The organism is Acrocarpospora macrocephala (assembly GCF_009687865.1).
Taxonomy (GTDB): Bacteria; Actinomycetota; Actinomycetes; order Streptosporangiales; family Streptosporangiaceae; genus Acrocarpospora; species Acrocarpospora macrocephala.
Genome location: NZ_BLAE01000084.1, coordinates 1 through 22,406, shown reverse-complemented (window position 1 = coordinate 22,406; position 22,406 = coordinate 1). Strand labels below are relative to the sequence as shown.

25 protein-coding genes are annotated in these 22,406 nt (G+C 67.3%); 7 read left to right on the top strand and 18 right to left on the bottom strand.

Features of this window, described 5'->3' with window-relative positions:
* Nucleotides 1-798 (top strand): IclR family transcriptional regulator, encoded by a 798-nt coding sequence (locus Amac_RS46750; RefSeq protein ID WP_155360901.1) that lies wholly within the window; start codon nt 1-3, stop codon nt 796-798.
* A 28-nt stretch (nt 799-826) separates the two neighbouring features.
* On the opposite strand, the gene Amac_RS46745 is transcribed toward Amac_RS46750, so the two are convergent.
* From Amac_RS46745 to Amac_RS46725, 5 genes are all read right to left on the bottom strand, one after another.
* A complete protein-coding gene (locus Amac_RS46745; protein WP_218041698.1) occupies nt 827-1,264 on the bottom strand; it encodes a hypothetical protein in 438 nt (145 codons plus the stop codon).
* Between the two features lie 416 nt (nt 1,265-1,680).
* The gene (locus Amac_RS46735) at nt 1,681-2,490 is read right to left on the bottom strand and encodes a DUF6082 family protein (RefSeq protein ID WP_155360898.1); all 810 of its coding nucleotides are present in this window, start codon (nt 2,488-2,490) and stop codon (nt 1,681-1,683) included.
* A gap of 1 nt (nt 2,491) precedes the next feature.
* Entirely contained in the window at nt 2,492-3,112 is a 621-nt protein-coding gene (locus Amac_RS46730; RefSeq protein WP_155360897.1) for a DUF6879 family protein, read from the bottom strand.
* Nucleotides 3,105-3,374 carry a hypothetical protein gene (locus Amac_RS56905; protein ID WP_170323005.1) on the bottom strand — a complete coding sequence of 90 codons (270 nt, stop codon included), beginning with the start codon at nt 3,372-3,374 and terminating at the stop codon, nt 3,105-3,107. Before Amac_RS56905 ends, Amac_RS46730 begins: the two co-directional genes overlap by 8 nt.
* Nucleotides 3,375-3,759: 385 nt before the next feature.
* Nucleotides 3,760-4,824, bottom strand: a complete 1,065-nt coding sequence (locus Amac_RS46725) for an acyltransferase family protein (RefSeq protein ID WP_155360896.1) — start codon at nt 4,822-4,824, stop codon at nt 3,760-3,762.
* A gap of 160 nt (nt 4,825-4,984) precedes the next feature.
* Between Amac_RS46725 and Amac_RS46720 the strand changes: the two genes are divergently transcribed.
* Nucleotides 4,985-5,488: a GNAT family N-acetyltransferase gene (locus tag Amac_RS46720; RefSeq protein ID WP_307729849.1), complete on the top strand. Its 504-nt coding sequence runs from the start codon at nt 4,985-4,987 to the stop codon at nt 5,486-5,488.
* Nucleotides 5,489-5,525: 37 nt separating this feature from the next.
* Here Amac_RS46720 and Amac_RS46715 read toward each other — a convergent pair whose 3' ends face one another.
* Genes Amac_RS46715 through Amac_RS46700 form a run of 4 tightly spaced genes read right to left on the bottom strand, consistent with a single transcriptional unit; the run spans nt 5,526 to nt 9,262 of the window.
* Nucleotides 5,526-6,101 carry a GTP-binding protein gene (locus Amac_RS46715; RefSeq protein ID WP_155348087.1) on the bottom strand — a complete coding sequence of 192 codons (576 nt, stop codon included), beginning with the start codon at nt 6,099-6,101 and terminating at the stop codon, nt 5,526-5,528.
* Nucleotides 6,082-6,453, bottom strand: coding sequence for a DUF742 domain-containing protein (locus Amac_RS46710; RefSeq protein WP_155360895.1), 372 nt, complete (start codon nt 6,451-6,453; stop codon nt 6,082-6,084). Before Amac_RS46710 ends, Amac_RS46715 begins: the two co-directional genes overlap by 20 nt.
* The gene (locus tag Amac_RS46705; RefSeq protein ID WP_155348089.1) at nt 6,450-6,857 is read right to left on the bottom strand and encodes a roadblock/LC7 domain-containing protein; all 408 of its coding nucleotides are present in this window, start codon (nt 6,855-6,857) and stop codon (nt 6,450-6,452) included. The genes Amac_RS46710 and Amac_RS46705 overlap by 4 nt, the downstream gene beginning before the upstream one ends.
* Nucleotides 6,854-9,262: a sensor histidine kinase gene (locus Amac_RS46700; RefSeq protein WP_170323004.1), complete on the bottom strand. Its 2,409-nt coding sequence runs from the start codon at nt 9,260-9,262 to the stop codon at nt 6,854-6,856. The genes Amac_RS46705 and Amac_RS46700 overlap by 4 nt, the downstream gene beginning before the upstream one ends.
* Nucleotides 9,263-9,415: 153 nt before the next feature.
* Here Amac_RS46700 and Amac_RS46695 point away from each other — a divergent pair, with 153 nt between their 5' ends.
* Nucleotides 9,416-10,207, top strand: coding sequence for an SDR family NAD(P)-dependent oxidoreductase (locus Amac_RS46695; RefSeq protein WP_155360893.1), 792 nt, complete (start codon nt 9,416-9,418; stop codon nt 10,205-10,207).
* A 93-nt stretch (nt 10,208-10,300) separates the two neighbouring features.
* Here the strand turns inward: Amac_RS46695 and Amac_RS46690 are convergent, their stop codons facing one another.
* Nucleotides 10,301-10,753 (bottom strand): hypothetical protein, encoded by a 453-nt coding sequence (locus Amac_RS46690; RefSeq protein ID WP_155360892.1) that lies wholly within the window; start codon nt 10,751-10,753, stop codon nt 10,301-10,303.
* A gap of 319 nt (nt 10,754-11,072) precedes the next feature.
* Between Amac_RS46690 and Amac_RS46685 the strand changes: the two genes are divergently transcribed.
* Nucleotides 11,073-12,479, top strand: coding sequence for a multicopper oxidase family protein (locus Amac_RS46685; RefSeq protein ID WP_155360891.1), 1,407 nt, complete (start codon nt 11,073-11,075; stop codon nt 12,477-12,479).
* 98 nt (nt 12,480-12,577) lie between these two features.
* Entirely contained in the window at nt 12,578-13,846 is a 1,269-nt protein-coding gene (locus tag Amac_RS46680; RefSeq protein WP_155360890.1) for a sulfotransferase family protein, read from the top strand.
* Here the strand turns inward: Amac_RS46680 and Amac_RS46675 are convergent.
* The 5 genes from Amac_RS46675 to xylA all read right to left on the bottom strand — a co-directional run bounded on the left by Amac_RS46675 (nt 13,843) and on the right by xylA (nt 19,447).
* Nucleotides 13,843-14,238, bottom strand: coding sequence for a DUF742 domain-containing protein (locus Amac_RS46675; protein ID WP_155360889.1), 396 nt, complete (start codon nt 14,236-14,238; stop codon nt 13,843-13,845). The two genes, Amac_RS46680 and Amac_RS46675, sit on opposite strands and share 4 nt — an antisense overlap.
* Nucleotides 14,235-16,013, bottom strand: coding sequence for a sensor histidine kinase (locus tag Amac_RS46670; protein ID WP_170323003.1), 1,779 nt, complete (start codon nt 16,011-16,013; stop codon nt 14,235-14,237). The genes Amac_RS46675 and Amac_RS46670 overlap by 4 nt, the downstream gene beginning before the upstream one ends.
* Nucleotides 16,014-16,199: 186 nt before the next feature.
* A complete protein-coding gene (locus Amac_RS46665; protein WP_246269144.1) occupies nt 16,200-16,802 on the bottom strand; it encodes a DUF998 domain-containing protein in 603 nt (200 codons plus the stop codon).
* Between the two features lie 141 nt (nt 16,803-16,943).
* Complete coding sequence (gene xylB / locus Amac_RS46660; protein ID WP_155360886.1) at nt 16,944-18,308, bottom strand: xylulokinase; 1,365 nt, start codon at nt 18,306-18,308, stop codon at nt 16,944-16,946.
* Nucleotides 18,305-19,447 (bottom strand): xylose isomerase, encoded by a 1,143-nt coding sequence (gene xylA, locus Amac_RS46655; protein ID WP_155360885.1) that lies wholly within the window; start codon nt 19,445-19,447, stop codon nt 18,305-18,307. Before xylA ends, xylB begins: the two co-directional genes overlap by 4 nt.
* Nucleotides 19,448-19,566: 119 nt before the next feature.
* Here xylA and Amac_RS46650 point away from each other — a divergent pair, with 119 nt between their 5' ends.
* The gene (locus tag Amac_RS46650; protein WP_155360884.1) at nt 19,567-20,745 is read left to right on the top strand and encodes an ROK family transcriptional regulator; all 1,179 of its coding nucleotides are present in this window, start codon (nt 19,567-19,569) and stop codon (nt 20,743-20,745) included.
* Here the strand turns inward: Amac_RS46650 and Amac_RS46645 are convergent.
* Nucleotides 20,732-20,956, bottom strand: coding sequence for a hypothetical protein (locus Amac_RS46645; protein WP_155360883.1), 225 nt, complete (start codon nt 20,954-20,956; stop codon nt 20,732-20,734). The genes Amac_RS46650 and Amac_RS46645 overlap by 14 nt on opposite strands.
* Nucleotides 20,957-21,091: 135 nt before the next feature.
* On the opposite strand from Amac_RS46645, the gene Amac_RS46640 reads away from it, so the two are divergent.
* The gene (locus Amac_RS46640; protein ID WP_155360882.1) at nt 21,092-21,595 is read left to right on the top strand and encodes a VOC family protein; all 504 of its coding nucleotides are present in this window, start codon (nt 21,092-21,094) and stop codon (nt 21,593-21,595) included.
* Between the two features lie 8 nt (nt 21,596-21,603).
* On the opposite strand, the gene Amac_RS46635 is transcribed toward Amac_RS46640, so the two are convergent.
* Nucleotides 21,604-22,140 carry a DUF305 domain-containing protein gene (locus Amac_RS46635; RefSeq protein WP_155360881.1) on the bottom strand — a complete coding sequence of 179 codons (537 nt, stop codon included), beginning with the start codon at nt 22,138-22,140 and terminating at the stop codon, nt 21,604-21,606.
* A gap of 57 nt (nt 22,141-22,197) precedes the next feature.
* Nucleotides 22,198-22,406: carbohydrate-binding protein (locus Amac_RS56900; RefSeq protein WP_373869945.1), on the bottom strand; the 209-nt coding region annotated here is incomplete at its 5' end.

Genomic DNA, 22,406 nt, shown 5'->3' with positions numbered 1-22,406 from the left:
ATGACGGATGATCTCGAGGAGACCGGAGGAGTCCGCGAGGTCAAATCTGCGGCGCGTACGGTCGAGTTGCTGGAATACCTGGCGGCCAGGCGCAACCGCCCGGCCCGGCTGCGGGAGCTCTCCGACGCGCTCGGCGTGCCGCGCAGCAGCCTGCACGCCCTGCTCCGGACCCTGGTCAAGCACGGCTGGGTGCGCGCCGACTCGTCCGGCTCGCTCTACGGCATCGGCATCCGGGCCCTGCTGGCCGGCACCAGTTACCTGGACACCGACCCCTACCTGGCGCTGATCGTGCCGTTCCTGGAGGAGCTGCGCGAGAAGGTCGACGAGACGTTCCACTTCGGCCGGCTCGACGGGCCGGACGTGGTCTACCTGGCCACCCGCGAGTCGAGCCAGTATCTGCGGCCGTACAGCCGGGTCGGGCGGCGGCTGCCCGCGTACAGCACGGCGCTGGGCAAGTCCCTGCTGGCCGAGCGCAGCCCGGCACAGCTCGACGCACACCTGCCGAAGACGATGGAAGCGCTCACCCGCCACACCATCACCTCACGCGCCGCGCTGGAGGCCGAACTGGATCGCACCCGCAAGCGCGGCTACGCGATCGACGAGCAGGAGAACAGCCTCGGCCTACGCTGCTACGCGGTCGCCCTGCACTACGCCGACCCCCCGGTCGACGCGATAAGCGTGTCCATCCCACTCGCCCGACTCTCCACGGAAGGCGAACTCGAGGTCGTCGCCATCATGCTCCAACTCCGCGACCGCATCACCCGCGTCGTCAACCCACTCGGCGGACTCTCCGGGTAAGAGCTCCGCCCGCCGACGGTCTCGCGACCTAGACGACCACCCGCCGAAGGTTCTCTGATGCGAGATCGGCCTGCCGGATCACATCCGCCCGAGTCACGTTGGCTCCGACCACGAGCAGGCTCATCAGCACGCCCCGATATTTCACGACAACGGAACCAATGTTCGTCCGCAGCCTCCCGGTTTCCGCCGTGGTAAAGAACCCCTGAGCGTCCTCACCCCAGCCAGGAGCCGTCACCGGAGTCGTGACATAGGCGATCGTCTCGGTGCCTATGGTCGCCGTGTAGCGCGCGCAATCAGCGGGCGGCGTCCCAGGAAACCAGTCCGCCACCATGACCGCCTGGGTGACCGTACGCGTCGGCCCCGAGGAGCCGACCGAGGGCGTCGCGAACGAGACGACAGCACCGGGCGCCTCAGCGAGCGCGCGTGCGTCCAACTGCCCCGAGGAACGACACTGCGGCTTGTCCACCCTGGCCGCCCCAAGCGCGTGAAGCCCTGCCCTGGTAGCTCGCAACCCCCCGAAGGCACCGGTCTCAGGCCCGTACACCCGCCGCATCCCGTCAACATGCGTCAACAACAGCTCGGTGAGATCCCCCGCCCCATTGCTCGCGACGCCCCTCGAAGGCGGAATAACACGCTCTGCCGCACATCCCAAGCCAGACACGAGCAACGCCGCTAGCACGACATGGTGCATTTTTCGCATTACCAGCTCCCCGAAATCCTCGCCCCCGCCAGACTATCCGCCCGGCAAAGACAAAACAAAGAATCGGGAAATCCCTTCACTGGCATACACAATGACCAATACTCAGATGGTTAGTTCCTTTCGTCACCTTCATCCGTGCCAAGACATCAACACAGGCGCGCGATCGCCAGCGGAACCGAATCTCACGCATACTTCCCATTTCCCTTCTTGGGCCTGGCTCGCAGTATCCGGCGAATTACGCCAAAGGCCAGACCCGCACCCAAGGCGACTAAGATTCTCCATACAAAGGTCCGGTCAACGATGTTTCGCGCGTGAACACCGTCGGGGGCGAACGATCGACCATCCTGACGAGCGGGCCGTTGGACTGCGGGGGTAATTTCAGCCATCCCCACATATTCGCTGTCTATAATTCGATTGAATTCACGCTCCCGGCGTGTTCCCGCACTCGCGATACGGAGGTCACGCACATCCTCCCAGAATTTCCTACCAATCGGCCCCTCGATAACGGTGCGAGCCACAGCTCGAAGATGTGGTTCTGTGATCGAGCGCAATTCCCACATCAGCAACCAGTGATTGACGATCATATTGACATACATATGGGCCCGCTGATTATCTTCATCTTCGGAAGTGAAAAAGGCGCCCCAACAGGCCCGGTAAAGAGGGTCATCCATCGCCATCTTTATCAGGTCGGCATGAAGGGCTCGCATGGCCTGCTCACGCGTGGCCTTTGCCTCCCGTGACTGCACGATGAGCGAAAAGGCCACCCCGACCAAGGCCAAGACTGACACCAGTGCGGATGCGGCCCCATACGTCTGTCCAATGTTACTGAGTATCATCCAGTCGGTACGCCGACCCCCCAGAGCAGCCAAGAAGAATGGAGAAGACAGCACCAGGCCGGAAATAGAAACAATCGATAGAAGCAATAGCGAGATCACAACAAAACGACGCCCGCTACCGCCCGCAATGGGTCGGAAGAGGCGTCGTCTGGGCACGCTAAACGATGAGACCGCTGGTGTGCTGCAAGGGCGGCGGTAATACCGATCGTTCACTGTTCATATACGGGAGGAGCTCGCGGCCCGCCTCGAACAGTTTCTCAACCTCATGCCGACAAGCATCGATCAGGGCTGAATCCACGATCTTCCGCGCACCCGATAGTGTCCCGTCGTCGGTGTAGAGCACCTCGTACATGACCACCGAGTCCAGGATGACGAGTTCAGGCAGCCGATACGCAATTCCAAGCGCCGGGAGCGAGTCCGACTCTAGAACACGAATATCCTCGCCGGCCAGCGCACGCAACCGGATGTAATAGAGTTCCCACTGCACATACGACGTGTATGGTTTATCCACAATACGAAGGCGCCGCATTGTGAATCCTTGAGCGTCGGATAGCGGCTGTTGGATCTCTGCGCGACGTTCGTCGATAAGGCGAACAGCCTCAGCCCAGTCGCCGTCATCGAGCGCCCGCCAGCTCGCGTCTTCCGGCTCTCTGAAGTTTTGGTAAGTCTCCAGCTTCCAGAAAGCATGTTTCAGCTCTCGGAAATAAGGCCAGAAGTCCTCCAGGTAGCCCTTAGAACTCAAGGTCTGCGACTCAGCATGAGCGATGTGGCTAAGCATCAGGCATGTCCGGTTTGGCGGTAACGATCATGCTGCGCGGGATGACTACCAGCCGTTCATCCTCGCCGATGCTGACACCTTGCGGCAATCGGGCTCCATACGCTCGGGTTAAGTCTCGACCGATTATGGCGATATCCCCGTTCGATAGTTCCCAAATGTCAGGGCATGACGGGCTTCCGGTCGTTTCCCCTAGCTCCAGTGCGGACTTTCCGAGGCGTTTGCTCAGATCCGCTGTAGGATCGGCCTCCCAGGGACGAGACATGTTACATCTCTTTCCATCGGTTGGACGGAATCCGATCCTCGCACGACGGGCGATGCCGAGCAACAGCCCTTCGGGATTCGCGCGGCGGCTCTGGGTGCGGTGCTCGGCACGCTGTCGGCGTTCAGCAGTTGATCGGGAAATAGGAGCCCTGCCGCGGATTCAGGTGTCCGTCAACTGCGCCAGGCCCGCCGCGGCGAGCAACACGACCGCCAGGACGAAGGTCCGGCCCAGCGCGCCCCGCCGTGACATAACGTTCGGGAGATTCATCATGACGGGCATGCGATCAACGTCGGCCGGGCTCCGGGCCATGGACGCCCGCCCTGGAAGTGCAGCAGCAGACGGTCTGGGCCTGATTCCGCCAAGCCGATGTCAGGGCTGGTGAGCGTCAGCGTCGTGTTCTGCGGCTGAACGCCCACGACATGTTCGGCTCCACCGCCCAGCGGGTGAACTTTCGCACGATTGGCGTGCACAGCACAGCGGTGAGTGCCACGGCGACAACGAACATGGCGGCAACGCCCGCCGGATTGACCAGATAATCGTGGAACCGTTCAATGACCTTCACCACGAATCCGTGCAGCAGGTACGCGTAGATCGTGGCTGCTCCGAGGGCTGTGAACCAGGTTCGGCGGGAGGTGGTCACGGCCAGGAATGAGGCCACGAGGAGTGCTCCGACGAGGAGCAGGGCCAGCCGGATCGCGCTTCCGGTCAGGTCGTCGACGCCGATCTGGCCGTTGGCGTGGCGCCAGCGGATCCACTCGGTCTTGACAGCGGTGTGTACGGCGAACGCGATCCCGAGTCCGGCGACGAGGACCACGGCCCCGGTGATTCTGATCCATTTGCGCTTGAGCAACTGGAAATGTTCTGGCTTGAGCATCAGGCCGAGAACGTAGAAGGGCAGTAGGCCCATCGTCCGGTTCATCGACAGTTCGTCGGGAAGGGGATTCATTCCTGACAGCACCGATATCCCCACCGCGACCGCCAGGGGCCATTTCACCTGGAACCAGAGCGGGGTCGACAGTCGCCAGAGGAACAGTGACATGAGGAACCAGGTCAGGAAGTAGGGATCGAGGAGGGTGATCTCCAGCTTGCCGTACAAGAAGTAGCGCGGGAGTGAGTAGGCCACTTCGAAGATGATGTACGGGACGGCCAGGCTGGTGATCAGCTTTCGGGCCCGGAGAGCGGTGAAATTTCGTGATAAGTAGCCGCTGATGACGATGAAGAGCGGCATGTGGAACAGGTACACGAAGAAGTAGAGGGCGTGGGCCGCCTGGACATCGCGTAAGTCCTCGATCAGGTGCCCCGCCACCACGAGGACGATCGCCAGGAACTTCGCGTTGTCCAGGAACGGGTCACGACGCTTGTCAGCCTCCGGTCCAGCCGGGCTGGCCGCGGTGGTCGCAGCGGTCGAACGGGGCGACGCTTCGGGGTGGGCAGGAGACGGCGCTGTCACGCGCCGGAGTGTAACGAGCCCTTTCTAGCCCCCGGCCAACATCGCCCGAACATCAGCCGAACTCACCACGACACCCTCGCAGACCCGGCCGTAATCGGGTGGCCGCCGCCAGAGCGGAGTCCGTACAGTGGCGCGATCGCCGGAGGGACGGAGGTCGCGGATGGTGGAGATACGGCGGATCGGGGCCGAGGATTGGGCGCTGTGGCGGGATATGCGGTTGGTGGCGCTTGGGGATTCGCCTGACTCGTTTGGGGCGTCCCTGGACGTTGAGCGAGGCTATGACGAGGCGACCTGGCGGAGCAGGATGCAGCCCGGCAAGGGCGTACAGGTGGTCGCGTTCAATGATCAGCCGGTCGGCATCGTCGGTGGTTACCTTCCCGAGGACGATGCCGATCTGGTCGAGCTGATCAGCATGTGGGTCATGCCGTCGGCCCGAGGCCGCAGAATCGCCGAACTCTTGGTCGACGACGTTCTCCGGTGGGCTCGCGAGCTTGGCCGTCCGACTGTCGGGTTGTTCGTCACCGAGGGCAACGAGCCGGCCAGGCGCCTGTTCGAAAGGATCGGATTCAGCGCCAATGGTGAGCGGGAGGTGCTGGAGAGCAACCCGAAGCTCTATTGCAACCGGATGATCTGCGATCCCAGGACTCGCCAGCAGCCCGATTGAGCGGGTATCCGACCGCGCCGGGAAGCGCGGTCGTCACTTACCTCTGGGCGGCGGTGAGGGTTTTCAGGGCGTGTTCGACCAGGGTGACCAGGACGACTTTCGCGGAGGCGCGGCGGCGGACGTCGCAGAGCAGGACCGGGACTTCGGGGTCCAGGTCCAGGGCTATGCGGACGTCGTCTGGCTCGTAGCGTTCCGCGCCGTCGAAGCAGTTGACGGCCACGATGAACGGGGTGCCCCGCTGTTCGAAGTAGTCGATCGACGGGAAGCAGTCGGTTAGTCGGCGGGTGTCGGCGATGACGACCGCGCCCAGGGCGCCGTACGAGAGTTCGTCCCACATGAACCAGAAACGTTCCTGTCCGGGGGTGCCGAACAGGTAGACGACCAGGCCTTCGCGGATCGTGATGCGGCCGAAGTCCATCGCGACGGTGGTCGTCGTCTTGGTTTCGACGCCGCCGACGTCGTCGACGCCGACTCCCCGGTCGGAGAGGACTTCTTCGGTGCGCAGCGGGCGGATCTCACTGATCGCTCCGACCAGCGTGGTCTTGCCGACGCCGAAGCCGCCGGCGACGAGGATCTTGAGGGCGACCGGCTCGTCAGAGGGCGCGAAGGCCATTGATCACTTCCTTGAGAATGCGCTCGCTGGGGAGCGGCGCGACCTGGGCCGGTGGCCGTACCCGGATCAGACCTTGGTCCTGCAGATCTCCGAGGAGGACGCGGACGACTCCGAGGGCGAGATCCAGTTCGGAAGCAATGTCTACCACGGAGGTGGCTCTGGCGGTGATGTCCAGGATTCGCCATTGTTCAGGACCGATGTCCGCGGGGTCGCGCGGGATCTTTCCGACGGCCGTCACCATGGCGATCAGGTCCATGTCGTCGGCCGAGGAATGGGCGCGCCCACGGGTGAGGGCGTAGGGCCGGACGATCGGCCCCGCCTCCTCGTCGAGCCACTCCGGCGGCGGCGTCATGGGGAGTTCCGCCGGGGATTGGTGGATATGTGCTGCCCGACGCGTTTGACGAGCATCGCCATCTCGTACGCGATGTGGCCCACGTCAGCGTCAGAAGCGGCCAAGACGGCCAGGCAGGTGCCTTGCCCGGCGGCGGTGACAAATAGGAACGCAGCTTCCATTTCCACAATGGTCTGGCGCACCTCGCCGCCGGCGAAATGTCGTCCCGCGCCTCGGGCGAGGCTCTGGAATCCGGCGGCCACGGCGGACAGGTGCTCGGCGTCCTCGCGGGTGAGTCCCTGGGAGGCCCCGACGACCAGGCCGTCGGTGGACAGGATCACCGCTTGGCGGACGGCCCCGACCCTGCTGATCAGGTCGTCCAGCAACCAGTTCAGCTCGCCAGACGCAGTCACTTTCCCGGTCATTCCTCACCCTTCTCGCCGTTAGTGGTATCTGCGTAGTCTGCATCCTCACGGCCCCGCCGCGCCCCCTGCTGGAAGGCGGAGAACATGGCCCGAGCCTCCTCAGGCGTACGTTCGGTGGGCGTGGGCGTGGGCGCGGACAGTGGCAGTGCCCGCTCCGGCTCGGATTCCTTGAGCTGGGGGGCGATGTGCGACTGGCGAACGCGGCGGGGCAGGCCCGCGTGGGTTCCGCTGGCCACCGAGGAGCTGGGCTTCGGCGGCGGGGGCGAGACCGGCGCAGCCGGTTCCTCCGTCCGGCCGGCCCGCCGCCGGGACGGCAGCACGGGCAGCCCGCCGTTCGACGGGGCGGCCTGGGGCACCACCGCGAGACCGGTGTCGTTGCGGGGCGCCGACGGGACGGGCTCGGTCCGCAGCGCGGCGGGGGTGAAGAACGGCGAGGTTTCCGGGCCGGCCCGTTCGGGGTCGTCGACGTCGATCGGGGGCTCGGCGGCCGTGAGCGCGGGCTGGGCGGGCACGACCTCCGCCTGGATCTTGGCGGGGGGGATGGAGGCGGGTGATCCCTCCTCGGCCACCAGGGCCCTGGGCACGAGCACGATGGCCGTCGTGCCGCCGTACGGGGAGGAGCGCAGCACCACGCCGATGCCGTACCGGGCGGCGAGCTGGCCGACCACGAACAGGCCGAGGCGGTCGCTGTCGGCCAGGTCGAACTCGGGCGGCGTCGCCAGCTTCGCGTTGATCGCCTCGTACTCCTCGGGGGCGAGGCCGAGACCGCGGTCCTCCACCTCCAGCACCAGGCCGTTGGCGACCATCTCGGCGCGCACCTGGACCTTGGTCTGCGGCGGGGAGAAGACGGTGGCGTTCTCGATCAGCTCGGCGACCAGGTGGATGAGGTCGGCCACCGACGCGCCGGCCACCGCGGACTCCGGCATCGGCAGCACGGTCACCCGGGTGAAGTCCTCCACCTCGGCGACGGCGGCGCGGACCACGTCGATGATCGGGACCGGCTTGCGCCAGGACCGGCCGGGCGTGGCGCCGGACAGGATGATCAGGCCTTCGGCGTGGCGGCGCATCCGGGTGGTGAGGTGGTCGAGCCGGAACAGGTCCTCCAGGGTCTCCGGGTCGTTGGCCCGGCGCTGCATGGAGTCGAGCAGGGTGAGCTGGCGGTGCAGCAGGCTCTGCTTGCGGCGGGCCAGGTTGAGGAAGACGTGGTTGACGCCGCGGCGCAGGTTGGCCTGGCCGACGGCGGCCTCGACGGCGGTGCGCTGGACCGAGCTGAACGCGTGGGCCACGTCCTCGACCTCGGTGGAGCCGCCCGCGACGATCGGCGGGGCCTCCGTCTCGACGTCGATCTCCTCGCCCTTCTTGAGGCGTTCGACGACCCGCGGGAGGCGTACGTCCGCGAGCTCGATGGCGGCGAGGCGCAGCCCGGCGAGGTCGCGGACGAGGCGGCGGCCGAAGCGGACCGAGAAGATGATCGTGGCCACCACGGCCACCAGGCCGAGGCCGCCGGCGATGGCGATCCTGGCCATGATCCCGGTGGCCACCGAGGTGGCGTTGCTGTTGAGCGCGTCCGAGGAGCGGATCCGGGCGTCGTCCAGCCGGACGATCAGGCTGTCCACCGTGGACTTCCACTTGCCGGCCTCGGCCGGCAGCGGCCCGCCGGAGCGCACCTGGTTGACGATCTGGTTCTCCAGCAGCTGGAACTGGGTGAACAGATCCGAGTTGAGCACCGTCTCGTACGGCGTGCGCATGCCGCCTTCGAGCACCGGGAGGTTCTTCGCGTAGAGGAACTGGCGGGTGGCCACCCACTCGCTGAAGGCGTTGTGCTCCTCGGCGGTCAGCTTGCCCCTGGACAGCGCGCCGCGGATGAGCGCGTCCTCGCGGGCGATCATCTCGTGCGCGTTGCCCATCGCCTGCATGGCGTTGGCCTGCTGGAAGATGCTCAGATCCGGCACGGAGACGAGCCGATCGTAGACCCGGAACAGATCGTCCATGATCGCGTTATAGGACTTGATCGCCTCCAGCCGGGTGGCGTTGCCCAGCGCGACCGAGTCCCGGATTCGCGGCAGGTTCCCGAGGCCGACGATGAGGCTGTCGAGCGGCGCGAGCAGCTCCTCGCTCATCGAGCCGCGCGCTTCTGGATCCTTGGCGGCCTTGGTGAACGCGTCCACGGCCGCGGTCGTCTTGGCCTGCATGGTGCTGAGCTCGGCCGAGCTGGTCTGGCCGCTGCTGAGCACGTCGGCGGAGAGTGATCGCTCTTCCTGGATCCGCAGGCCGAGGTCGGTGGAGGTCACTCCGATCGTCTCGTACAGCGTGGCGGCCCGCAGGAGCGCGAGGCCGTCGCCGACGGTCAGATTGAGGACGAATCCCCACAAAGCACTCAAGGTCAGCAGAGGTAAGAGCAGCAAGAGAAAGATCTTGAACCGAATCGACCGGTTTCTTGAACCCATGGCCACTCCTGCAGTGCGTGGAGGCTCGCGCCGCATTTGGGGGGAAATGCACCTCCGGAAGATCGCACAGGAGACTAGCACCGATACAGTTCGTGCGCAGTGGAGGAACTGATGATTACTGTGATTACGGGGGCGAGCGCGGGAATCGGCGCAGCTTCCGCCCTTGATCTCGCCAAAAAGGGGCACCAACTTGTCCTCGTCGGGCGCAGCCGGGCGCGCCTCACGGCGGTGGCCGAGCGTGCGAGATCGGTTTCGGACAGTGATCCGAAGATCGTCGTGGCCGACTACGCGTCCTTCGATTCGGTACGGCAGGCAGCCGACGAGATCAAGGAACACTGCGCGCGCGTAGACGTTCTGGCCAACAACGCCGGAGTGATGACCCCGCGCAGGGAGCTCACCTCAGACGGTCACGAGTTGATGATCCAGGTCAACCACCTGTCGCCGTTCCTGCTGACCAACCTGCTCCTGGACCGGGTGGGGCGGGTGGTCACGACGACCTCCCGCGCCGCCTATTGGGCAAAGCTCGATATTTCGGATTTGTCCCGAAATGGGCGGCGGTGGAATGGGTGGCAGCAGTACGGGGACTCCAAACAGGCCAATGTTCTGTTTACGGTCGCCCTCGCGGCGCGGGGGACCGCGGCGACCTGCTTTCATCCCGGCGTGATCAGAACGGGATTCGCCGCTGGAACTTTCATCATGCGCGCGCTCACCCTTCCCGGGCTCGCCGAGCCACCCGAGTCCGGGGCCGCCCGGTTGGTCCATCTGGCGACCGCGGCGGACGGTGTCACGAACTCCGGCCGCTACTTCAAGAAGGACCGGCCGCGGAACGTTCCCGCCACCATGGGCGATCTGGCGCGAGCCGAGGCCCTGTGGGCGGCCAGCGCCGAGGTGACCGGTCTGTGACCGCGTCCTAGGCGATGGCTCGCGGGTTTGCGGCGCCTCGTAAGGACTTGCACGCCCCCGCAAGGATTTGCGTCCCTTCGGGAAGGTTCCGGGCTAGGCATTCACGAGGAAGTCCCGGTAGCAGGAGTAGATGCTCGTGCTGTCGTCGCGGGAGCGCAGGATCAGGTCCCACAGGTTGAGATGCACCTCGCCGGGCGCCGCCTGGTGCACGACGCCGTTGAGGAAGCGGATGTGCTGGCGGATGGTTTCGTCGAAGCTGAGCGCGGCCGTGCGGAAGTCGTCGTCGCTCAGCTCGTCGCCGAAGCCGCTCCCCTCCAACTCGTTGCGCACATGCCCGGCCACGAGCCCGACGAACTGGTCGAAGGAGACACCCTCGGGCAGGCCGCCCGCGGTCTGCTGGACGTTGAAGAAGTCGCGGCTGATGTAGTCGTCGCGGTTCGACTCGTTCAGGACGTGGTTGAAGATCTGCCGGCTGTGGTCCCCGTTGCCGCTGGGGTCGCCGTCGAGCACCCGTAGCGCGCGGGCCGCGCGATCCTGCCAAGACATCGTTCTCCCCCTCACGCGGGATTGCGCTGGAGCAAGAAAACTCCCTTTCCTTATCGTGCGGTATGACGTCGCCTGCTTTGGATGAACAGCATGCCAAGAAAGGCAAGATTTCCGGCTTAAGCTCTTGGGAATTGTCGGGGAACATCTGCAATTTACGGTCAAGTTGCGTTTTAGGCTTTACTAGACACGTTTCTCTGCGTGCTCCTGGTGAAGCGATTCACCGGATTCCCGGGTGAGCCGGGGCTGAGTGTCGGCTCGGAGCTCCCGCCAATCGGTCATACGATTTCCTCGCCCCCACTCGTCGCACGTGAGGGGCTCCATGTCCGCAAGCCGGGCCACGCTGGTCAGCTTGATCGCCGGCATCGTCGTGATCAGCGGTTGCGGCGCCGTTCCCCCCGTCCAATCAGACCCGCAACCGACGGCAAGCAAGGCGCGGAAAGCTTTCCGCCAGCCATACGAGCTGGTCAGCAGGAACAAGACCCTGAAAGTACGACTGGTTGCCGAGATACGCACCGTCGATCTGGCGGGCCAGCGACTGCGAGCGCTGACCTACAACGGCGAGTACATGCCCCCGACGATTCGGCTACGCCCCGGCGACCGCCTCGATCTGACCCTGGTGAACAAGCTGCCGGAACACACCAACCTGCACACGCACGGCTGGCATATCTCACCGCAGGGGCATTCCGACAACGCCTACGTCCACATTCACCCGGGCGAGATCTTCCACTACAGCTACCGGTTGCCGAAAGACCTGCCCCCGGGAACGTACTGGTACCACTCGCATGCGCACCCGCTCAGCGAACCGCAGGTGTTCGCCGGCCTGTCGGGGGCCATCGTGATCGACGGTCTGGAGAAATACCTGCCGGAAAACCTGAAGCACATCACCCGGCGCCTTATCGCGTTGAAGGATTTCCAGATCCGCGACGGCGCCATTCCCACCGCCGGCATCGACAGCAACGCGCCGACCACGAGGACCGTCAACGGGCTGGTCGACCCGATCATCGGCATCCGCCCCGGCGAGACCCAGCACTGGCGACTAGCCAACATCGGGGCCAACATCGCCTACAAGGTCCAGTTGCCGGGGTCGCGCTTCCACGTCATCGCGCAGGACGCCAACCCCGTCAGCGCGGTGTGGAGCGCCGACACGCTCGTGCTGCCCCCGGGCAGCCGCTTCGACGTGCTGGTGCAGGGGCCCCCGGCGGGTCAGAGCGTGTTGCGGACCTTGGCGTACAGCACCGGACCCGCGGGGGACACCTATCCGGAGGCGGCCCTGGCCACCCTGGTGTCCGCGGGCTCACCCCTGAAACCGGCGACGCTGCCCACGACATTCGCACCGTTCGACGATCTGCGTAAGCGCAGGGTCGATCGGCGTCGTGTCATCACGTTCTCCGAGAACGCCACCCAGTTCTTCATCGACAACAAGCTGTTCGACCTCAACCGGATCGACGTACGCGCCCGGCTGAACACCACCGAGGAGTGGACGGTCCGCAACACCTCCGACGAGGAGCACACCTTTCACATCCACGTCAATGATTTCCAGGTCATGAGCGTCAACGGCACGCCGTACGACGCGAGAAGCCGGCAGGACACCGTGCAACTGCCGGTGCGCGGCGAAGTGGTCATCAGGATGCGGTTCCGGGATTTCCTCGGGAAGTATCCGTTCCACTGCCACATCCTCAGCCACGAGGACAAGGGCATGATGGCGAACATCGAAGTGGTTCCGTAGCAGGCCCGGCGCTGCGACACTCGGCATGAGTGAGATTCACGGTTCCCGAGGTTCGCTGGAGACCCCGGGGGGCGGTGGTTTCCGGATTCGGAGTTCGCATGCTGAAGGGCATCCCTCGGCCCCGGCGCGCTGACCTGACCGAGCGTGCGCTGGCATTTCAGAATCCACGCCTGCCGATTCCGTTGCGGGTGGCGGCGCGGCTGCCGTTCGCCCGGATGTGGTGGCCGCTGGACGCGTCCGCGCTGAAAGCGAAGGCGCGCCGGCGGACCCGGCTGACGGATTTCGGCGAGCTGGCGCCGCTGGACGTGCCGCTGGAGCTGTTGTGCCGGACCCTCGACGAGGACGCCGAACTGCACGCGCTGGGCCGGTTGAGCACGCATTACGCGCTGCTGGTGGCGTTGAGCAACCGGCTGCGGCTGGAGGATCTGGCCCGGCGGCGGCCGCAGGTATTCGAGCGGCCGGTGACCGGGCCGATCGTGATCGCGGGCTTGCCGCGGAGCGGGACGACCTTCCTGCACCGCCTGCTCGCGCGGGATCCGGGGCTACGGTCGATTCCGTTCTGGGAGGCGCTGAACCCGATGCCGTTCGCGGAGCCGATCCAGGCTCCGGATCCGCGGATCAAAGCGGGCGCGCGGGTGCTCAAGTTCATCCGCTGGAATGCGCCCGAGGCGCAGGACAGGCAGAACGAAGCCCCCGAGGAGGAGGTGATGCCCCTCGCGATGGGTTTCTCCTCGATGTTCTTCGAGACGATCTCTCCCCTTCCCGGCTACCTGCCCTGGTACGTCACGACTGACCACACCGCCGGATACGTCTACCTCCGCCGCGCCCTGCAGGCGATGCAGTGGATCCGCCCGGCGGGCGAACGCTGGCTGCTCAAGTCCCCCCAGCACCTGGAACAGTTCGGCCCGCTCACCGCGGCCTTCCCCGACGGCACGTTCGTGCAGACCCACCGCGACCCCATCCGCAGCGTTCTGTCCCTGTCGGCGACGATGTCGTACGCCTCCCGCCAGAACTACCACCACCCCGACCCGCACCTGATCGGCAGGCACGTCACCGACCTGACCGAACGCCTGCTCCGCGCCTCCGTACGGGACCGGGCCCGCGCCGACCGCCGTTTCGTCGACGTGCACTTCGCCCAGCTCAACGCCGACCCCATGGCCACGGTCCGCCGGATCTACGCCGCCACCGGCACCGAGCTCACCGAGGAGACCGAACGCCTGATGACCGTCTGGTACCCGCGCCACAGGCGCGGCCGCCACGGCGTGCACTCCTACGACGCCGCCGACTTCGGCCTCAGCGTCCCCGCCCTGCGCGAACGTTTCGCCTTCTACTACGACCACTTCGGGGTGCCCCGCGAAGGCCACTAAAGCGCGCGCAGGCCGGTGATCACTTCCTTGAGGATGCTCTCCGACGGGGGTGGGGGCGCGGACTGGGTGGCGCCGGGGACGTAGCCGCCGCCGGCCGGAGGCCGTACCAGGATGAGGCCGTGGTCGAGCAGGTCGCCGAGCAGGACGCGGACCACGCCGAGCGGGAGGTCGGCTTCGGAGGCGACGTCGGCGACCTGGCGGGAGCGCGGGATCAGTTCGAGCAGGCGGCGGTGTTCGCGGCCCAGGTCGGCGTTGTTCGGGACCAGGGCGCCGGTCGCGGCCACCACGGACATCAGGTCCAGCGGGGCTTTGGTCCTGGCGCGGCCGCGGGTCAGCGCGTAGGAGCGGACTACCGGGCCGTCGTCCACCCACTCCTCGTAGTGGCCGGTCATGCGCCTGCCCCTTCCAGGACGGCCTCCGGCGCCAGCACGGCTGCGGGGATGAGCACGATGGCGGTGGTTCCTCCGAAGGGCGAGGGGCGCAGTTGCACGCGGACGCCGTGGCGAGTGGCCAGGCGGCCGACCACGATCAGGCCGAGCCGCTCGGTGTCGGCCAGGCTGAACTCGGGCGGGCTGGCGAGCCGCCGGTTGATCGCGTCGATGTCCTCGGCGGACATGCCCAGGCCGCGGTCCTCGATCTCGACGGCGAAGCCCTTGGCCACGGCCTCACCGCGAACCGAGACCTCGGTGTGCGGCGGCGAGTACGCGGTCGCGTTCTCGATCAACTCGGCGAACAGGTGGATCAGGTCGGTGACGGTGGAGCCCTTCACCGAGACCTCCGGCATCGGATACACCCGCACCCGGGGGTAATCCTCGACCTCGGCGACCGCGCCCTGCAACGTCTCGGCCACCGCAACCGGATTCCGGTGCGTACGGCCCGGCGAGCCGCCCGACAGCACGATCAAGCCTTCGGCGTGGCGCCGCATTCGGGTGGTGAGATGGTCCAACCGGAACAGATCCTCCAGCGCGGTGGAATCCTCGGTCTGCCGCTGCATCGCGTCCAGCAGTTTGAGCTGCCGCTGCAGCAGGCCCTGGCTGCGACGGGCCAGGTTGCGCAGCGCCTGGCCGACGCTCTCCCGCAGCCTGGCCTGGTCGACGGCGGCGTCCACGGCCGTGTGCTGGACCGCGCTGAACGCGTGCGCCACGTCGCGCACCTCGGCGGTGGTGCCGGGGGGTTCCAGCTCGGGGGCCTCGAGGGCCACGTCGACCTTCTCGCCGCGGCGGAGCCGCTCGACGACGCGCGGCAGCCGTACCTCGGCCAGCTGCTGGGCGGCCGAACGCAGGCCGCCGAGCTCGCGGGAGAGCGCTCCGGCGGCGCGCAACGAGACGAACAGCGACAGCACCACTGCGGCGAGGCCCAGGATCCCGGCCACTCCGGCGCGCACGAACGTGGCGATCGCGACGGGTTCGCCCCGGGATGCGAGGGCCACCCCGCCGTTGTCGATGGCCGCCCGGAAGACTTTGTCCACATCCAGGGACACCTGCCGCCAGGCGGCGTGGGTGAGGTCGGGGCCGATGGTGCCGCTGACGATGCGGGCCTCCATCCGCTGGAACTGCCGGTACGCGTCCGAGACGATCAACTTCTCGAACGGCGCGCGCAGGTCCGGCTCCAGCTCCGTCATGCCCTGCTCGAACAGGAACTCCCGCTTGGCGGCGAGCTGCGTGAACGCCCGCCGTTCCGGCTCCTCCCACCGGCTGTGCACCAGCAGCAGCCCGGAGGCGAGCGCGAACTCCCTGGTCATGTGGTCCTCGGCCAGGCCGATCGAAGTGAGGCTGCGGGACTGCTGGTAGAGCTCGACGTTGTTGCTGAGCGTCATGCTGTTGATCAGCGCGATCATGGCGGTGGGCAGCCAGGCATACCGCTGCCCCAGCGTGACCAGGTCGATGCGGCGCCCGTTCACGTCCTGCCGGAGATCGTCCAGTTCATCCGCTGCGGCCACCGCGTCGTTGTATCTGGCCTTCATCGGCGGGCTCATGGCGTTCTGCGCCTGGCTGGTGCTGGAGCTGCGCCGGAACTCCTGCCGATCGTCGTCGGTGAGCCGGCGCTGATCGTCCAGCAGGCTTCTGGCCTCGGTGGAACCGGTGGCCAGATACTCGGCGGAGAGCAGGTGCTCGCGCTGGAGCGATCGGGCCAGCTTGTCGCCGGGAACCCCGATCGATTCGTACAAGGTGGAAATGGTCAACAAGTTCAGGGACTCGCTCGTTGTGATCGTCGTGGCGAATCCCCAGAGCGCCACAAGCGATACCAGCGGGATGACCAGCAACGTAGAAATCTTGAAACGGACGGATCTGCTCGCTGTCATGGCACCCTCAAAGGCCGTACGTAGCCGATGAGAGTAGCAGTTTGCTGCGTGCTATTTGGATCTAGTTAAGGACATGTTACGAAATGCCGGACCCGTCAGATTTGGGAGTGAGTGGGCCCAGGTGAGGTGGACCAGGCGAGCCGCGAGCAAGGCCAGCGTGGCCACCTCGACGCCCAGCAGGACGCGTTCCACCAAGCCGATCATGACGCCGTCGCCCGGCAGCGCGACATAGGTGAGCGCGGCCACCCCGAGCCCCGCCGCCAGCGCCAGCCACTCGACCGGGCGGGCCACCACCCGCCACCGCTTGTCGTCGGTGAACCTGCCGACCAATTGGGCGGTCGCGACGGGCAGCGTGGTGCAGGCCAGCACCTGCCAGACCATCTCCGGCAGCACCGGAGACGCGATCATCCCTACGCCCCAGACCACGATCAACCGCTCCGGCCAGCCGCCCACCGGGGCCCGCTGTGCCCGCATTCCCGCCCATAACGCCAACGCGGCCACCCCGAGCGCGGCCAGCGCCAGCCGGGTGCTCCAGCTGTGATCAAGCGCGGTGCTGATCGTCATGTTCACCGGATCGATCTGATCCGGGACGAGCGCGGCCAGCGCGACGACCACGCCCGCGCAGGCGACCAGGGGAGCAAGCCTCTTGACCATGTTTAAAGTCTGGTGTTTGCGGCTTTGCCCCACCATCCGGCTAAGTACCGATATACCCCTGATGCCCACCCCCGAGGCGGCATCAGGGTTCCGTCAGGGTCCGCGGTGGGGCAAACCCCACCCCACCGCGGTCGTCCCAGGTCAGCCGGTTGCCTCATGATAGCGATCCCGCAATCCCGGGGTCGGTTCCGCCTCGTACGCGACCGTTTCCCCGGTCGCCCACTCCGGCGGTTCCGGCGTGCCCGCCACCAGCCAGGCCGCCTGCCGGGCCGCGCCATCGGCCACGTACTCCCCGGGCGGCGGCACCTGCACCGAGCACCCGAACACGCCCGGCGCGATCCGCCGCACCGCCTCGGACCGGGCGCCGCCGCCGATCAGCAGCACCCGATTCGGGGCCAGCCCGAGCGCGTCCAGCGCGTCGGCGAGCCCGCACAGCATGCCCTCCACAGCCGCCCGCGCCAGATGCGCGGGCGTCGAGTTGGCCAGCCGCAGCCCGTGCACAGACCCGGTCGCGTCCGGCCGGTTCGGCGTGCGCTCCCCTTCGAGGTACGGCACCAGCACCAGACCGTCCGCACCCGGCGGAGCCGACAGGGCCAGCGCGCTCAGCTCCTCCGGGCCGACGCCGAGGATCCTGCCGGCGGCGTCCAGGACCCGGGCCGCGTTGAGCGTGGCCACCAGCGGCAGGAACCGCCCGGTGGCGTCCGCGAATCCGGCGACCGCTCCGGACGGGTCGTTCGCGGCGCGGTCCGTGACGGCGAAAGCCGTACCGGACGTGCCGATCGAGACCACCACGTCGCCAGGCCGCGCGCCCACGCCGAGCGCGGCGGCCATGTTGTCGCCGGTGCCGGGCGCGAGCAGCGCGCCGCCGGGGATCTGCCCGGCCCGCTCCGCCGGGCCCAGCACGCGCGGCAGTCCCGGGCTCGCGCCCAGCGCGAGCGCGAGCAGATCAGTCCGGTACGTCCCCGTGGACGGCGACCAGTATCCGGTGCCCGAAGCGTCCCCACGATCGGTGGTGATCGTCTCCGGGCGGCCGGCCAGCTTCCAGGTCAGCCAGTCATGCGGGAGGCAGACCTTGGCCACCCGTTTCGCGTGCTCCGGCTCGTGTTCGGCCAGCCAGCGGAGCTTGGTGACCGTGAACGAGGCGACCGGCACGCTGCCCACCGCCTCCGACCACTTCTCCGGGCCGCCCAGCTCGTCGATCAGATCTCGCGCCGCCTGCGCGGAACGGGTGTCGTTCCATAACAGGGCGGGCCGGACGACTTCGCCGGAAGAATCCAGGCAGACCATGCCGTGCTGCTGGCCGGCGACCGCCACGGCGGCCACGTCGGCCAGGCCGCCCGCCTGGTCGATCGCCTGCTGGAGAGCGTGCCACCAGTGATCGGGGTGCACCTCGGTGCCGTCCGGATGGGACGCGCGGCCCTCGCGCACGAGTGCGCCGGTGGCCGCCTCCCTGATCACTACCTTGCAGCTCTGGGTCGAGGAGTCGACCCCCGCGACCAGCGTCATCGAACGCCCAGAATGTGTTCGAGCGCGAGCTGGTTGAGGCGGGTGAAGTGGAAGCCGCGGGTGGCCAGCTCCTCCGGGTCCCGCTCGTCGGCGAGCAGCTCGTCGAGGGTCTCGCCCTCGCCGAGGGTGGGCAGCGACAGGTCCGGGACCAGGCTGGCGGCCCGCGCCTCCTGGACCTCGGGGTCGGCGTTGAACTTGGCCACCTTGTCCTTGAGGATCAGGTAGGTCCGCATGTTGGCCGCGGCCGACGCCCAGACGTCCTCGGCGTCCTCGGTGCGCAGCGGCTTGTAGTCGAAGTGGCGCGGGCCGTCGTAGCCGCCGTTCTCCAGCAGGTCCACCAGGAAGAAGGCGTTCTTCACGTCGCCGTGGCCGAAGATCAGATCCTGGTCGTACTTGATGCCGTTCTGGCCGTTGAGATCGATGTGGAAGAGCTTGCCGTGCCAGAGCGCCTGGGCGATGCCGTGCGCGAAGTTCATCCCGGCCATCTGCTCGTGCCCGACCTCCGGGTTGAGGCCGACCAGCTCGGGGTGCTCCAGCTCGTTGATGAACGCCAGCGCGTGGCCGACGGTGGGCAGCAGGATGTCGCCGCGCGGCTCGTTCGGCTTGGGCTCCACGGCGAACCTGATGTCGTAGCCCTTGTCGATCACGTATTGGCCGAGGATGTCCATGGCCTCCTTGTAGCGGGACAGCGCGGCCTTGATGTCCTTGGCGGCCTCGGACTCCGCGCCCTCCCGGCCGCCCCAGCACACGTAGGTCTTGGCGCCAAGCTCGGCCGCCAGGTCGATGTTGCGGATGACCTTCCGGATCGCGTAGCGGCGGACTTCGCGGTCGTTGCTGGTGAAGCCGCCGTCCTTGAACACCGGGTGAGTGAACAGGTTGGTGGTGGCCATCGGCACCTTCAGACCGGTCTCGGCGAGCGCCTTCTTGAAGCTCTCGATCGCGGTGGCCCGGTCGGACTCCACCGCGAGCAGGTCGTCGTCGTGGAAGGTCACGCCGTAAGCGCCCAGCTCAGCGAGCCGGTGCACGCTCTCCACCGGGTCGAGCGGGGCGCGGGTCGCGTCGCCGAACGGATCCCGTGCCTGCCATCCGACCGTCCACAGCCCAAACGTGAAACGATCCTCGGGAGTGGGGGTGTACATGGGGCCGCCTCCAATTAGTCTACGTTGTGGACTAAATATCGGTGGTAGGTCGGCGTGGGTCAAGTAGTCATTACTAGGATTTCACTGATCTCTTTTCTCTCAGGTGCGCGGAGGCGTGGATGACCCAGGCCGTACGGCACGATGCGATGCGGGCCCGCAACCTGGCGCTGGTGCTCGGGTCCGTCAGCGCGCGCGGCTCGCTCACCAGGGCGGCGCTGGCCGAGGTGACCGGGCTGACCAAGACCACGGTGTCCAAGCTGGTGGCGGACCTGATCGAGACCGGCCTGGTGGTGGAGACCGGGGCCGTGCGCGGGGGCGAGCGGGGGCGGCCCGGGGTCGAGGTGCGCATCCGGGGGGATCGGGTGGCCGCGCTCGGGCTGGAGATCAACGTCGACTATCTGGCGGTCCGGGTGGTCGATCTTTCCCGGTCGGTACGACTCCGTCGTACACAGGCTGTGGATAACCGTTCCGCACAGCCTGTGGATGTCATCGCCAGGCTCAGGGATTTGGCCCTTTCGGCTGTGGATGAAGCTGTGGGTAACGGGCTGCGGATCGTGGGCGGCGCGCTGGCCGTGCCCGGGCCTGTGGATCTCGGCAGCGGCGTCGTCCACAACGCGCCGAACCTGGGCTGGCGGGATGTGCCGGTGCTGTCGCTGCTGGATCTGGGCATCCCGCTGCACGTCGAGAACGAGGCGAACCTGGCGGCGCTGGGCGAGCTCTGGTTCGGCTCTGGTCCGACCGACTTTCTCTATGTGTCGGGAGAAATCGGCATCGGGGCGGGTTTGGTGGTCGCGGGTTCGCTGTTCCGCGGCGCGCGGGGCTTCGCGGGCGAGCTCGGCCATGTCGTCGTCTCCCCCGACGGCCCGCCCTGCCGCTGCGGCGGCCGAGGCTGCCTCGAACAGTACGCGGGACAGGACGCCCTGCTCGGCGCCCAGAACGGAGCCCCCGCCGGGGGCGTGATGACCATGGTGGGCCGGTTGAAGGCCCAGGACCCCGCCGCGACGGCAGCCTGCCATCAAGCGGGCTGGGCGCTGGGCGTCGCCCTCTCCTCGACGGTGAACCTGGTCGATCCCGACACGATCGTCCTCGGCGGCGTCTTCGTCCCCCTGTTCCCCTGGATCGGCGACATCGTCACCCAGACCCTGCAATCCCGCCTCGGCCAGATGCGCGTCTCCGTCCCCCCGATCATGGTCTCCCACCTCGGCTTCGAAGCCGCCGCCCTGGGCGCCGCGGGCCAGGTGATCGAACGCGTCATCGCCGACCCCGCCGCCCTACTCCAACCTCCTATTCCGGACTAGGAAGGCCGGACGGGTCGCGCCCCACGCTGATCTGCTCGGCGATGCGGCGGATCTCCTCCTCCGCCAACGGCGGCGAGCCAGGAAGCTCCCGGCGCAGCACGCCGACGATCTCGTCGAAGGGCCGCCCCGCGTGGTGGATGGCCACGTGATGGACGATCCGGAAGAGCAGCCGGTTGGCCTCGCGCTCTCGTGACACCCGGTCGATGATCATCAAGTCCCCCTCTGGTCCGCTGGACACCGTACGACGAGCCACCGACAGTTTCGGGGATCGCCGCCCCCGCCGGGGCGGGAACAACCTCGCCCGGGGATATCGCTGAAGAGAGCGAGAAGATTCCTGGGAGGGAACATGCCAGTCCAGCGCCTCAATCACGCCGTGCTCTACGTCCGCGATGTCGCCCGCAGCGTCGCCTTCTACCGGGAGGCCCTCGGCTTCCGCGTGGTCATGGAGTTTCCCGGCGCCGCCTTCCTCCAAGCCGAAGGCTCCAGCAACGACCACGACCTCGGCCTCTTCCAGATCGGCCCCCAAGCCGCGGCCTCCGGCGCCGGCCGCACCTCCGTCGGCCTCTATCACCTGGCCTGGGAAGTCGACACCCTCGCCGAACTGGAACGCATCTCCACCAAACTCACCGAACTGAACGCCCTGGTCGGCGCCTCCGACCACTCGACCACCAAGGCCCTCTACGCCAAGGACCCCGACGGCCTCGAATTCGAGGTCTCCTGGCTGGTCCCCCTCAGCCTGCTCAGCGAGGACATCATCAACGCCAAAGCCGCCATCAAACCCCTGAACATCGCCCGCGAAAAGGAACGCTTCGGCGCGGAAACCCGCGGCGGCGTCGGCGTCTCCGTCTGACGATCGGGCTAGGTGCTGGACGGCGCGTCCAGGAGGTCGAGCATGTACTTGATCTGGGCTGTCCGGGAGACGTCGATCTGGCGGGCCAGGTCCAGTGCGGCCGGGTTGGCGCCGCCGCCGGTTTCGTAGCGGGCCAGCTGGATGGCGTCGTCCTGGTGGGCGATCATCGTGTTGAGGAGGCGGCGTTCGAAGTCCGAGTCGGGGGTCTTGCGGAGGCGGGTGAGTTCGGCCTTGGTGGTTTGCGGCATGCCGCCGTGGTGGGAGTGCTCGTCGGGTTCCGCGGTCAGGGGCTGGTCCCATTCGAGGAGCCAGCGGGACATCGTCTGGACTTCGGTGCTCTGGGTGGAGCCGATCGCGGCTGCCAGGGTTCGGACCTCGGGGCGTACCTGACGGCCTTCGGCGAGTTTGGTGAGGCCGACGCCCTGCTGGTTGTGGGCGACCATCATCTGCAGGAACATCACGTCGGACGCGTTGACGGGCGATGCGGGTTCGAGGGTGCCGCAGCCCGTGAGGAGCAGGGCCGCGAGTAGGACGTACCGCCTCATGATTTCTCCTGGAGCGAGGGCCGCGCCCGGGGGGAGCCCGGGCGCGGGTCGCTTATGTCAGAGCCTGCGCCAGAGGGCGGGCACGTTCGGCGGCTCCCAGCCGGCCAGCGAGGTGTGCTGCTGGAGGCACTGGTAGCGGACGCCGGCGTAGGTGACCTGCGCGCCGACGGCGTAGAACACGCCGGTTGCCCAGGTTCCGCCCGCGGGGGGCTGGGAGGGCGTCGGGCTCGGCGAGGACGGCGGCGGGGTGGGGGTCGGGCTGGGGG